Genomic DNA, 11,828 nt, shown 5'->3' on the forward strand with positions numbered 1-11,828 from the left:
GTTCATGAAGTCGAATACGAGCGCGACGAGCACCAGCGTCGCGACCATCCAGAGGGCGAGTTGTATCGAATGCATCGTGATCCGCTCAGGCGTTTTCCAGCACGATGCCTTCGATGATGTTCGCGACGTCCTCGCACTTGTCGGTGATCTCTTCGAGCAGCTCGTAGATCGCCTTCAGCTTGATGAGCGTCTTCACGTCGTCTTCCTCGCGGAACAGCTTCGACATCGCCGCGCGCAGCACGCGATCGGCCTCCGATTCCCAGCGGTCGATCTCCTCGCACTGCTTGAGGATCTGCGCCGACTGCTTCATGTCGGACAGCAGCCCGACCGCCTGCTGCACGTGCTGGGCCGACTGCGTGACGATGTGCGCGAGCTGGCTCGCCTCGGACGTGACGGAACGCACGTCGTACAGCGACACGGCCGTCGCGACGTCCTCCATCAGGTCGAGGATGTCGTCCATCGTCGTGATCAGCTTGTGGATCTCGTCGCGATCGAGCGGCGTGATGAAGGTCTTGTGCAGCAGATCGATCGTTTCGTGCGTGAGCTTGTCTGCGGCCTTTTCGGCCGTCTGCACGTTTTGCTTGTGAATCTCGGCGTTGGCGAGATTGTCGATCAGCAGTTCGAGCTCGCGGCCACCGGAAACGATGTACTTCGCGTGCGCATTGAAAAGTTCAAAGAACTTGCCCTCGGTGGGCATGAATCGACCGAACATGGGATTCCTGAGAGATTGTCAAACTACTGTCACGAAAACGGGCGACATTGTACCGTTTTCGGTCGCGACGCGACGCGCGCACATGCGCGCGCCGGGATTGGATACAACGTTTGGCGATTTAGGGCTTTACAAACCGGCGTTACTCGCCGTAGAAGGTCTGCGCCCCTGCAAAGTTGTCGAACTTCGTGTATTGCCCCAGGAACGTGAGTCGAACGGGGCCGATCGGACCGTTACGCTGCTTGCCGATGATGATCTCGGCCGTGCCCTTGTCGGGGCTGTCCGGGTTGTAAACTTCGTCACGGTAAATGAACAGGATCACGTCCGCATCCTGTTCGATTGCGCCAGATTCACGCAAGTCCGACATCACCGGGCGCTTGTTCGGGCGTTGTTCGAGGCCGCGGTTCAGCTGCGACAGCGCGATCACCGGCACGTCGAGTTCCTTCGCGAGGCTCTTCAGCGATCGCGAGATTTCCGAAATTTCCGTCGCGCGGTTCTCGCCCTGCGACGAACCCGACATCAGCTGCAGGTAGTCGACGATGATCAGGCCGAGCTTGCCGCATTGCCGCGCAAGACGCCGCGCCCGCGAGCGCAATTCCATCGGGTTCAGGCCGCCCGTTTCGTCGATGAAAAGCTGCGCCTCGCTCATCTTCTGCACCGCGTGCGTCAGCTTCGGCCAATCTTCGTCCGTCAGGCGGCCCGTCCGCATCCGGTGCTGGTCGAGCCGGCCGATCGAGCCGAGCATACGCATCACGAGCTGGGTGCCCGGCATTTCCATCGAGAACACCGCCACCGGCAGCCCGTACTCGACCGCGACGTATTCGCCGATGTTCATCGAGAAGGCCGTCTTACCCATCGATGGGCGCCCCGCGACGATGATCAGTTCGCCGCCGTGCATCCCGGACGTCATCCGGTCGAGGTCGACGAAGCCCGTCGGCGTGCCCGTGACGTCGCTCGGGTTCGCGGTGTGGTACAGCGTGTCGATGCGCTCGACGACCTGGGTCAGCAGCGGGCCGATCTCGAGGAAGCCCTGGTTGCCACGCGCGCCATCTTCGGCGATCGAGAACACCTTCGACTCGGCTTCGTCGAGCAGCTGGCGGACTTCCTTGCCCTGCGGGTTGAACGCATCGGCCGAGATTTCGTCGGCGACCGACACGAGCCGGCGCAGCACCGCGCGGTCGCGCACGATTTCCGCATAGCGGCGGATGTTCGCGGCGCTCGGCGTGTTCTGCGCGAGGGCGTTCAGGTACGCGAGCCCGCCGACGTCATCGGCCTTGCCGGACGTGGTCAGCGCTTCGTACACGGTCACGACGTCGGCCGGGCGCGTCGACGCGATCAGTCGGCCGATGTGCTCGTAGATGATCCGGTGGTCGTAGCGGTAGAAATCGCCCTGCGACAGGAAGTCGGCAATCCGGTCCCAGGCCGCGTTGTCGAGCAACAGGCCGCCGAGCACCGATTGTTCGGCTTCGACCGAGTGCGGCGGGACTTTCAGCGATTCGATTTGAGGATCTTGCGGCGCGTTCATGGGTTGGGATTATCGCGAATAACCTACGACGACGCCAGCGAGAGGCAGTCGCCGGCGAGCGGGCAATAAAAAAGGCAGGCCCCGGTTTCCCGGGCGCCTGCCCTTGTCCGGACGGCGGAAGCCGCCCGGAAAGCTTGCGTACGCTTACGCGTGGTCGCCGATCACGTTGATCGTGACGTCGACGACGACGTCCGTGTGCAGCGCGACCTGGACGCTGTGCTCGCCGATCATCTTCAGCGGGCCTTCCGGCATGCGAACTTGCAGCTTCTCGACTTCGAAACCTGCCTTCTTCAGCAGTTCCGCGACGTCGCCGTTCGTGACCGAGCCGAACAGACGGCCGTCAACGCCCGACTTCTGCGTGATTTCGAACGACTGGCCGTTCAGCTTCTCGCCGACTGCCTGCGATGCCGCCAGCTTTTCAGCGGCGATCTTTTCGAGTTCAGCGCGGCGAACTTCGAATTCAGCGATCGCTTCCTTCGTTGCACGGCGAGCCTTGCGGTTCGGGATCAGGAAGTTGCGAGCGTAACCGTCCTTGACCTTGACGATATCGCCGAGGTTGCCCAGATTGGCGACTTTTTCCAACAGAATGATTTGCATTCGAATTCTCCTTATTGCGTCGCCTGATTACGCCTTGTGCTGATCGGTGTACGGCAGCAGCGCGAGGAAACGCGCACGCTTGATTGCCGTGTCCAGCTGACGCTGATAGTGCGCCTTCGTACCCGTCAGACGAGCCGGCGTGATCTTGCCGTTTTCGCCGATGAAGTCCTTCAGCGTTTCCGTGTCCTTGTAGTCGATCTGCTCGACGCCGGCTGCCGTGAAGCGGCAGAACTTCTTGCGCTTGAAGAGCGGGTTTTGTTGCTGACGACGCTTGTCGAATTTCTTACCAGTGGGGCGGGCCATGTTCAGTCCTTTCCAATGTCCTGCAATGCTGTGATGTGAAACACCAAGGTTCTCGCGTTGCGGCTTTTCTTTGCCAGGAAGCCCGTGAACAGCGTCTCGACGCCCATTTCACGGCTTTCCAGCTTGCCGCTCGCCTCACCGGCCGCCACCGCCTCGATCGTCATTTCGACCTGACGGGGAATGCCTGCTTCGACGACTTCCGTGCGGTGATGCAACGTGGCGCTTGCGATCGGAACACCTGCCGGCGTATATCGCACCGGTGCGCGTTCGACGACGCTTGCCGTCAATTGCAACCTGTTCACGTGAGTGGCGCGCTCCTTGATGGCTTAAATAACGACGAACTTAAGCCTGCGCTTCGGTCGGCTGAGCTGCAGCCGCCTTCTTGGCTTCTTCGCGCTGAACTTCCTTCATCATCGGCGACGGGCCGGTTTCGGCCTTCTTCATCTTGACGATGAGGTGACGCAGCACGGCGTCGTTGAACTTGAACGCGTGTTCGAGTTCGTCGAGCGTCGTCTGGTCGCACTCGATGTTCATGCAGACGTAGTGAGCCTTCGCGAGTTTCTCGATCATGTAGGCCAGCTGGCGACGGCCCCAGTCTTCGACACGGTGGATCTGGCCGCCGTGCGACGTGATCGTGGTCTTGTAACGCTCGATCATCGCGGGCACTTGCTCGCTCTGATCGGGGTGCACGATGAATACGATTTCGTAATGACGCATACACACTCCTTATGGATTAAAGCCACCCGGGCGTCTGAACCGGTGTGGCAAGTGAGAAGCCGAAGATTCTAACCCGGATACAGGGCATGTGCAAGGTCGATCGATGATTTCCCGCCGGATTCGGCCGTGTTTTCAACGACTTGAGCCGTGTGCGGCGCCGAAACGGCCGACGAGCGGTCGTTTCACGTTCGGGGTCGGATCGTTTGCCGGTGCGATCCGCGCCGGCTGCCCGCCTTCCGGCGCGTCCGACTCAGGTGCCCATGCCCGCGCGTCTCGCCCCCCGCGGCGATGCAGGCGCCAGCCCCGCCGCTATTCGCTGCGCGCCCCCGCGAGCCGCGCGTCGAGCGCGGTCCTGAACGCGGTCAGTGCCGGCGCTTCGGCGTCGGTCACGGCCCACCACGTCATCCCTGCGGCGTCCCAGCGGTCGAGCGCGTAGCCCTGCGACACGGTCGCGTACGGCGCCTGCGCGTTGCCTTCGCCGGCCGGCCGCACGTAAACGTCGATCACGTGCTGCCGATAGCGGTACACGAGCACCGCGACGCGGCGATGCCCGACGTAATCGAGCCGGCCGCCGACCAGCGCGAAGCCGCTCGCGGCGAGATCCTCGACCGGCGGTGCATAGTCGAGCCGGCCGTTGAACCACGGCTTCACCGTGTGCCGGTCGGTCGAGATCACGTCGATGTCGCGCGCCGACAGGCCCGCCCGCACGTGGCTCGCCACGAGTTCGTCGACCGTGCGATCGGTTTCGGCGTGGTGTGCAGTGAGCGCCATCCCGGCCGCCGCGGCCAGCGCGACCATCAGCGCCACGCCCCAGCCGAGCCCCGGCAGCGCCGCCACGCGCGGCCCCGGGCCGGCGGGCGCCGGCCGCGTCGACATGCCGCGCCCGCCCGGCCAGGCGAACCAGCGGCGACCGCGCGGCTGCGGCTGCGGCTGCGGCTGCGGCTGCGGCTGCGGCTGCGGCTGCGGCTGCGGCTGCGGTCGGGCTTCGGGCCGGGGTGCCGGTTCCGGGCGGGACAACACCCCGACAGCCGCCTCGTCCGCCACCGGCAGGCTTGCCAGGATGCGCGCCCGCAGTTCGTCCGGCGCCCGATGGTAGTCGGCCTGCCGCACGGCCCGCCCCAGCGCGACGATTCGCGCGCGCTCGCGGCGGCACGCTTCGCACCCTTCGACATGCTGCTGGACCCGCAACGCATCGGGCGCCGACAGCTCGCGGTCAACGTCCGCGTCCAGCAACGCTCGCACTTCGTTACAGTCCATCGATCGCCTCCGATGCGGTTCCGCCAGCCGGCGTACGGCCCGGCCTGCCTTCGGTCGCCGGTGCCGGCGCGCCGCCCAGCAACGTGGCGAGCTTGCGCCGGCCACGTGCCAGACGCGACATCACCGTGCCGACCGGCACGTCCGCGATCGCCGCAATCTCGCGGTAGCTCAGGTCCTCCATCTCGCGCAGCACCAGCACCTCGCGATACTCAGGCGGTAGCTTCGCGAGCGCCTCGTTCACGAGCCGCACGTTCTCGCCACGCAGCAGGTGCGCAAGCGGATCGTCGGTGGCCGGTTGCCAGTCGTCGGGTACGTCGGTGTCGTCGAGCGTGTCGGGCAGCGCGACCTCGTGCGCATGCGTGCGGCGACGCCATTCCGTGTACCAGGTGTGGCGCACGATCGTCAGCAGCCACGGCCGCGCGTTGTCGCCGCGGCACGAATCGACGAAGCGCAGCGCGCGCATGCACGCATCCTGGACGACGTCGTCCGCATCGCCGGCACTGCCGCTCAGCCAGCGCGCGAGGTTGTACGCGGCGTCGAGATGCGGCAACACGAGCGCGCGAAACCGCTCGCCGCGCGCAACCGCGTCGTCCGCCGACCGCTCTTCGACCGCCTGTCCGGCTTGCCCCACATGGCCTCCCTGGTCCCGGCGGCCGAAGCCGCGCCCGTTCCGCGCACGGCGCCCGGACAGACCGGCAACGTGCGCGCTCGATGACCTTACCGCCGTTGCGTCGAGTTTATTCCCGCGCCGTGCGCCGGACGCGTAAAAAATCGTCGGGCGATCCGGTGGCCGGGCCGTCCGCGCCGGTTACGGCGTGGTGCTCCAGTAACCGGGTCTGGCGTAAGCGGCACGCAGGTAGTCGATGAAGTAGCGCACGCGCGCCGGCACGTAGCGCTGCTGCGGATAGACCGCGAGGATGTCGTAGTCGGGCAGCGCATACTCGTCGAGCACGGTCTCGAGTTCGCCCGTCTCGAGCTGCGCGGCGATTTCCCACGTCGAGCGCCAGCCGAGCCCGAGGCCTTCGGCCACCCAGCGGTGCAGCAGCTCGCCGTCGTTGCAGTCGAGATTGCCCGCCACGCGCATCGTCGCGATCTTGCCGTGGCGCTGGAAATACCAGCCGCGGTTCTGCCCGCCCTGCAGGTTGAACGCGAGGCAGTTGTGCTTGAGCAGGTCGTCGAGCGACTTCGGCCGGCCATGCCGGCGGAAATACTCGGGCGTGCCGCACACGACGCGCCGGTTCGACGCAAGCTTCACCGCGACGAAGTTCGGATCGACGGCGCCGCCGATCCGGATCGACAGGTCATAGCCCTCGCGCACCAGATCGACGACGCGGTCGGTCAGGTTGAACGACAGTTGCATCTCGGGCTTGTCGACCAGAAAACCGGGGGCGTGCGGCGCGACGTGCTTGCGCCCGAACGCGGCGGGCGCGGACACGATCAGGTGCCCGCTGACCGCGCGCCGCCCGGCGGCCAGCTCGTTCTCGGCCTGGTCCCATTCGGACAGGAGGCCGCGGCAGCGCTCGAGGAACGCGGCGCCCTCCTCGCTGACCACCAGCCGCCGCGTCGAGCGGTACATCAGCTTCACGCCGAGACGCTTTTCGAGCGCGTCGATGCGCCGCCCGAGCACGACCGGCGACACCCCCTCCTCGAGCGCCGCCGCCGCGAGGCTGCCGGCATCGGCCACCCGCACGAACGTCTCGATCTGCTTGAAGCGATCCATCTCCCGTCTCCGTCTCTGTTCCGACACCGGCGGAAAGCCCCGTCCGGCCGTCATTCCATACTTTTAGTTTCGAAAAAAGCGACTCCGGCGGATCTTATCAAACCTTTCCTGCAACCCTAAAGTGTCCCCAACAGACCGATTTGCAAGATCCATCACATTCAAGGAGACATTCATGGCCAAGATGAGAGCCGTCGACGCAGCTGTGCTCGTGCTCGAGAAGGAAGGCATCCAGACCGCGTTCGGCGTGCCGGGTGCAGCGATCAACCCGTTCTACTCCGCGATGCGCAAGTCCGGCGGCATCAGCCACGTGCTGGCACGCCACGTCGAAGGCGCGTCGCACATGGCCGAAGGTTTCACGCGTGCGGCCCCGGGCAACATCGGCGTGTGCATCGGCACGTCGGGCCCCGCCGGCACCGACATGATCACCGGCCTCTACTCCGCATCGGCCGACTCGATTCCGATCCTCGCGATCACGGGCCAGGCGCCGCGCGCCCGCCTCTACAAGGAAGACTTCCAGGCCGTCGACATCGAGTCGATCGCGAAGCCCGTCACGAAGTGGGCCGTCACCGTGCGCGAGCCGGCGCTCGTGCCGCGCGTGTTCCAGCAGGCTTTCCACCTGATGCGCTCGGGCCGTCCGGGCCCGGTGCTGGTCGACCTGCCGATCGACGTGCAGCTCGCCGAAATCGAATTCGACATCGACACGTATGAACCGCTGCCGGTCTACAAGCCCGCGGCTACCCGCGCGCAGATCGAGAAGGCGCTCACGATGCTCAACGACGCGGACAAGCCGCTGATCGTGTCGGGCGGCGGCGTGCTCAACGCGGCGGCGGAAGACCTGCTCGTGCAGTTCGCCGAAACGATCGGCGTGCCGGTGATCCCGACGCTGATGTCGTGGGGCGCGATTCCGGACGACCACCCGCTGATGGCCGGCATGGTCGGCCTGCAGACGTCGCACCGCTACGGTAACGCCACGATGCTCGCGTCCGACTTCGTGCTCGGCATCGGCAACCGCTGGGCGAACCGCCACACGGGCAGCGTCGAGGTCTATACGAAGGGCCGCAAGTTCGTGCATGTCGACATCGAGCCGACGCAGATCGGCCGCGTGTTCGGCCCGGATCTCGGCATCGTGTCGGACGCGAAGGCGGCACTGGAACTGTTCGTTGCCGTCGCGCAGGAATGGAAGGCGGCCGGCAAGCTGAAGGACCGCAGCGCATGGGTCGCCGACTGCCAGGCACGCAAGCGCACGCTGCAACGCAAGACGCACTTCGACAACGTGCCGGTCAAGCCGCAGCGCGTGTACGAAGAGATGAACAAGGTGTTCGGCCGCGATACCTGCTACGTCAGCACGATCGGCCTGTCGCAGATCGCCGCCGCGCAGTTCCTGCACGTGTTCAAGGCACGCAACTGGATCAACTGCGGCCAGGCCGGCCCGCTCGGCTGGACGATCCCCGCCGCGCTCGGCGTGCGTGCAGCAGACCCGAGCCGCCCGATCGTCGCGCTGTCCGGCGACTACGACTTCCAGTTCATGATCGAGGAACTGGCCGCCGGCGCGCAATTCAAGCTGCCGTACGTGCACGTCGTCGTGAACAACTCGTACCTCGGGCTGATCCGCCAGGCCCAGCGCGCGTTCGACATGGACTACTGCGTGCAGCTCGCGTTCGACAACGTGAACGCGCCGGAACTGAACGGTTATGGCGTCGACCACGTGGCCGTCGCGGAAGGCCTCGGCTGCAAGGCACTGCGCGTGTTCAAGCCGGAAGAGATCGAGCCGGCGCTGCGCCAGGCGCAAACGCTCGCGGAAGAGTTCAGCGTGCCGGTGGTCGTGGAAGTGATCCTCGAGCGCGTGACGAACATCTCGATGGGCACCGAAATCGACGCGATCAACGAATTCGAGGATCTCGCCGAAAAGGCCGAGCACGCCCCGACCGCGATCTCGATGCTCGACTGAAGCGCACGACATTTTTGACTGACTGACCGACCGAAGAGGCTTAGCTCATGCCGAAGTTTGCTGCAAACCTGACCATGCTGTTCAACGAAGTGCCGTTCCTCGACCGCTTCAAGGCGGCCGCCGATGCGGGCTTCGACGCCGTCGAGTTCCTGTTCCCGTATCCGTACGCGAAAGAGGAACTCGCCGAGCGACTCGAGACGCATCGCCTGCGCCTCGTGCTGCACAACCTGCCGGCCGGCAACTGGGACCAGGGCGAACGCGGCATCGCGTGCCTGCCCGATCGTGTCGGCGAATTCCAGGACGGGGTCGGCCGTGCGATCGAGTACGCGAAGGCGCTGAAGGTACCGCAGTTGAACTGCCTCGTCGGCATCCCGTCGGCGAGCACGGCACGCGACAAGACGTTCGTCACGATCGTCGACAACCTGCGCTTTGCGGCCGATGCGCTCAAGCGCGAAGGCATCCGCCTGCTCGTCGAGCCGTGCAACAGCTTCGACATCCCGGGCTTCGCGCTGAACCGCTCGTCGGAAGGGCTCGACGTGATCCGCGCGGTCGGCTCGGACAACCTGTTCCTGCAGTACGACATCTATCACATGCAGCGCATGGAAGGCGAACTGGCCGCGACGATCGAACGCAACCTCGCCTCGATCGGCCACGTCCAGCTCGCGGACAACCCGGGCCGCAACGAGCCGGGCACGGGCGAGATCAACTACGCGTTCCTGTTCGCGCTGCTCGACCGGCTCGGCTATGCCGGCTACGTCGGCTGCGAATACAAGCCCCGCACCACCACGACGGAAGGCCTCGGCTGGCTGCAAAGCGTCGCCGGCTGCGCAGCCGGTTCGGCGCGCCGCGCCGCCTGAGCACCGCCCTTTCCGCATACGCCCCTATAGGAGACTTTCACATGGCAACCATCGGTTTCATCGGCCTCGGCATCATGGGCGCGCACATGGCGCGCAACCTGCTCAAGGGCGACCACCAGCTCGTCGTGAACGGCGCATTCCCGATCCCGGACGACCTGCGCGCCAGCGCGAAGGTCGTCGCGAACTCGACCGAAGTCGCGCAGAACGCGGACATCATCATCGCGATGGTGCCGGATACGCCGGACGTGCGTAACGTGCTGTTCGCCGACGACGGCGTCGCGAAGGGCCTGACGGCCGGCAAGCTCGTGATCGACATGAGCTCGATCTCGCCGCTCGACACGCAGGAATTCGCAAAGCAGATCAACGCACTCGGTTGCGACTACCTCGACGCGCCGGTGTCCGGCGGCGAAGTCGGCGCACGCGAAGCGACGCTGACGATCATGGTCGGCGGCCCGGAACAGGCATTCGAGCGCGCGAAGCCGCTGTTCGAGAAGATGGGCAAGAACATCACGCTCGTCGGCGACAACGGCGCGGGCCAGACCTGCAAGGTCGCGAACCAGATCATCGTCGCGCTGAACATCGAAGCGGTCGGCGAAGCGCTGCTGTTCGCCGCCCGCTCGGGCGCCGATCCGGAGCGCGTTCGCCAGGCGCTGATGGGCGGCTTCGCCGCATCGCGCATCCTCGAAGTGCACGGCGCGCGGATGACGAAGCGCACGTTCGATCCGGGCTTCCGCATCGAGCTGCACCAGAAGGACCTGAACCTCGCGCTCGACGGCGCACGCAAGCTCGGCCTCGCACTGCCGCACACGGCCAGCGCGCAACAGCTGTTCAGCGTGTGCGCGGCGCACGGCGGCAAGGCATGGGATCACTCGGCGCTCGTGCGTGCGCTCGAGATCATGTCGAACTTCGAGATCGAGAAGACGGCAGGCTGAACGCGGGCCGCCTCGCGCGACCGCCTTCTGTAGATGCAGCAACGCGTGGTCCGTCGCGATGACGGACACGCGAATGACACACGTGACCGGCACGGCCGGTCGCATCGATGCGCGACGCACTCGCGCATCACGGTGGGGCGCCCCGCCTCGCACTGCCGACGGCATGCGGGACGGGGCGAAAAACGCCGCTCTGGGCTGAGAGCGGCGTGGTGGGGTCCGCAGCGGCACCCGGCGGCGCCGGGGAAGCCTTGGTCGGTCAGACGTCGTCGTCGGGTGTCCGCCTGTCGGATTTCGCGTATTACATTTCTTTACGTTCAAGCGTGCGATTTTTCATGCAATCGTCGCGCTGAACGCCTACACTTTCGCCACGCCTTTCGAGAAAACCGCCGCGCTTGCGTTCACCTCCGGTGACCGCGCCCAGCGCGGTGTTTTTTTCGCCACTTCACGGCGCGTTTTCTTTTCAACCACCTAAGGAGTGCAACGATGGGTCTTCTTTCGTTTATCAAAGAGGCGGGTGAAAAACTGCTGGGTCATGCCGACGCACAAGCAGCGGAAGATCCGAATGCCGCAAACCAGACTGCGGCCGATGCCATCAAGAACTACATCAACACGCAGGGTCTCGATACGTCGAACCTGACCGTCGCGTTCGACGGCGCGTCGCGCACCGTGACGCTGACGGGCAGCGTCGCCGACCTCGACACGAAGGCCAAGGTCAAGGTCGCGGCCGGCAACGTGCAGGGCGTCGCAGGTGTCAACGACGACGATCTGCAACCGGACGATCCGGAAGTGCAGTACCACGACGTGAAGTCGGGCGACACGCTGTCGGCAATCGCCAAGGAAGTCTATGGCGACGCGAACAAGTACCCGGTGATCTTCGAGGCGAACAAGCCGATGCTGTCGAGCCCGGACCGGATCTACCCGGGCCAGAAGCTCGTGATTCCGCCGCAGTCCTGAGCATTCTTGCCGGACTGACGGACGCAAAAAAGGCAGGCCGATGGCCTGCCTTTTTTCGTGGTGATGACCCGTCCTGAAATAAGTTGACACTTTTTCGCCGAAGCGAAGAGGTGCCAAGTGCAACAAGGGATCAAACGAACGCAGCGGGACTACAGCCTGGCTTTTAAGCTGTCGGTGGTGGAGCAAGTCGAAAAAGGCGAACTGACGTACAGAGAGGCGCAGCAGCGCTACGGCATCCAGGGGCGCTCGACCGTGCTGGTATGGTTACGTAAGCACGGCTTGCAGGATTGGGCCGATCCATCCGGCCGT

The 11,828-nt window shown here is 65.1% G+C and carries 14 protein-coding genes; 5 read left to right on the forward strand and 9 right to left on the reverse strand.

Annotated elements, in window-relative coordinates; genetic code table 11:
• Positions 1-85 precede the first annotated feature (85 nt).
• The 9 genes from QZM67_RS39350 to QZM67_RS39390 form a co-directional block, all read right to left on the reverse strand.
• Positions 86-712 carry a DUF47 domain-containing protein gene (locus QZM67_RS39350; RefSeq protein WP_301811772.1) on the reverse strand — a complete coding sequence of 209 codons (627 nt, stop codon included), beginning with the start codon at positions 710-712 and terminating at the stop codon, positions 86-88.
• Between the two features lie 139 nt (positions 713-851).
• On the reverse strand, positions 852-2,234 hold the full coding sequence (locus tag QZM67_RS39355; protein ID WP_011352313.1) for a replicative DNA helicase: 1,383 nt from the start codon (positions 2,232-2,234) through the stop codon (positions 852-854).
• Between the two features lie 144 nt (positions 2,235-2,378).
• Complete coding sequence (gene rplI, locus QZM67_RS39360) at positions 2,379-2,831, reverse strand: 50S ribosomal protein L9 (protein ID WP_039366989.1); 453 nt, start codon at positions 2,829-2,831, stop codon at positions 2,379-2,381.
• Positions 2,832-2,858: 27 nt separating this feature from the next.
• Entirely contained in the window at positions 2,859-3,134 is a 276-nt protein-coding gene (gene rpsR, locus QZM67_RS39365; protein ID WP_004193360.1) for a 30S ribosomal protein S18, read from the reverse strand.
• Positions 3,135-3,136: 2 nt separating this feature from the next.
• Positions 3,137-3,436, reverse strand: a complete 300-nt coding sequence (gene priB, locus QZM67_RS39370) for a primosomal replication protein N (protein WP_006486250.1) — start codon at positions 3,434-3,436, stop codon at positions 3,137-3,139.
• Between the two features lie 40 nt (positions 3,437-3,476).
• Complete coding sequence (gene rpsF, locus QZM67_RS39375; RefSeq protein ID WP_006402295.1) at positions 3,477-3,851, reverse strand: 30S ribosomal protein S6; 375 nt, start codon at positions 3,849-3,851, stop codon at positions 3,477-3,479.
• A gap of 309 nt (positions 3,852-4,160) precedes the next feature.
• A complete protein-coding gene (locus tag QZM67_RS39380) occupies positions 4,161-5,108 on the reverse strand; it encodes an anti-sigma factor (RefSeq protein ID WP_301811777.1) in 948 nt (315 codons plus the stop codon).
• Positions 5,098-5,739: an RNA polymerase sigma factor gene (locus QZM67_RS39385; protein ID WP_301811780.1), complete on the reverse strand. Its 642-nt coding sequence runs from the start codon at positions 5,737-5,739 to the stop codon at positions 5,098-5,100. Before QZM67_RS39385 ends, QZM67_RS39380 begins: the two co-directional genes overlap by 11 nt.
• 177 nt (positions 5,740-5,916) lie before the next feature.
• The gene (locus QZM67_RS39390) at positions 5,917-6,828 is read right to left on the reverse strand and encodes a LysR family transcriptional regulator (RefSeq protein WP_122945597.1); all 912 of its coding nucleotides are present in this window, start codon (positions 6,826-6,828) and stop codon (positions 5,917-5,919) included.
• Between the two features lie 172 nt (positions 6,829-7,000).
• Between QZM67_RS39390 and gcl the strand changes: the two genes are divergently transcribed.
• From gcl to QZM67_RS39415, 5 genes are all read left to right on the forward strand, one after another.
• A complete protein-coding gene (gene gcl, locus QZM67_RS39395) occupies positions 7,001-8,776 on the forward strand; it encodes a glyoxylate carboligase (RefSeq protein ID WP_174914744.1) in 1,776 nt (591 codons plus the stop codon).
• A gap of 47 nt (positions 8,777-8,823) precedes the next feature.
• Positions 8,824-9,633 (forward strand): hydroxypyruvate isomerase, encoded by an 810-nt coding sequence (gene hyi, locus QZM67_RS39400; protein ID WP_175025967.1) that lies wholly within the window; start codon positions 8,824-8,826, stop codon positions 9,631-9,633.
• Between the two features lie 41 nt (positions 9,634-9,674).
• The gene (locus QZM67_RS39405) at positions 9,675-10,565 is read left to right on the forward strand and encodes a 2-hydroxy-3-oxopropionate reductase (protein WP_043188164.1); all 891 of its coding nucleotides are present in this window, start codon (positions 9,675-9,677) and stop codon (positions 10,563-10,565) included.
• Between the two features lie 483 nt (positions 10,566-11,048).
• Positions 11,049-11,519, forward strand: coding sequence for a peptidoglycan-binding protein LysM (lysM, locus tag QZM67_RS39410; RefSeq protein ID WP_043188163.1), 471 nt, complete (start codon positions 11,049-11,051; stop codon positions 11,517-11,519).
• Positions 11,520-11,636: 117 nt separating this feature from the next.
• Positions 11,637-11,828 (forward strand): helix-turn-helix domain-containing protein (locus QZM67_RS39415; RefSeq protein ID WP_301811791.1); only part of this gene is annotated, 192 nt, incomplete at its 3' end.

The sequence above is a fragment of the Burkholderia sp. AU45251 genome (assembly GCF_030482905.1).
Taxonomy (GTDB): Bacteria; Pseudomonadota; Gammaproteobacteria; order Burkholderiales; family Burkholderiaceae; genus Burkholderia; species Burkholderia aenigmatica.

Bases quoted from the DNA above. Each gene is read 5' to 3' on its own strand.
- QZM67_RS39350 (WP_301811772.1), bottom strand. From the start codon at position 712: ATGTTCGGTCGATTCATGCCCACCGAGGGCAAGTTCTTTGAACTTTTC.
- rpsF (WP_006402295.1), bottom strand. From the start codon at position 3,851: ATGCGTCATTACGAAATCGTATTCATCGTGCACCCCGATCAGAGCGAG.
- QZM67_RS39405 (WP_043188164.1), top strand. From the start codon at position 9,675: ATGGCAACCATCGGTTTCATCGGCCTCGGCATCATGGGCGCGCACATG.
- rpsR (WP_004193360.1), bottom strand. From the start codon at position 3,134: ATGGCCCGCCCCACTGGTAAGAAATTCGACAAGCGTCGTCAGCAACAA.
- lysM (WP_043188163.1), top strand. From the start codon at position 11,049: ATGGGTCTTCTTTCGTTTATCAAAGAGGCGGGTGAAAAACTGCTGGGT.
- rplI (WP_039366989.1), bottom strand. From the start codon at position 2,831: ATGCAAATCATTCTGTTGGAAAAAGTCGCCAATCTGGGCAACCTCGGC.
- QZM67_RS39380 (WP_301811777.1), bottom strand. From the start codon at position 5,108: ATGGACTGTAACGAAGTGCGAGCGTTGCTGGACGCGGACGTTGACCGC.
- gcl (WP_174914744.1), top strand. From the start codon at position 7,001: ATGGCCAAGATGAGAGCCGTCGACGCAGCTGTGCTCGTGCTCGAGAAG.
- hyi (WP_175025967.1), top strand. From the start codon at position 8,824: ATGCCGAAGTTTGCTGCAAACCTGACCATGCTGTTCAACGAAGTGCCG.
- QZM67_RS39355 (WP_011352313.1), bottom strand. From the start codon at position 2,234: ATGAACGCGCCGCAAGATCCTCAAATCGAATCGCTGAAAGTCCCGCCG.
- QZM67_RS39390 (WP_122945597.1), bottom strand. From the start codon at position 6,828: ATGGATCGCTTCAAGCAGATCGAGACGTTCGTGCGGGTGGCCGATGCC.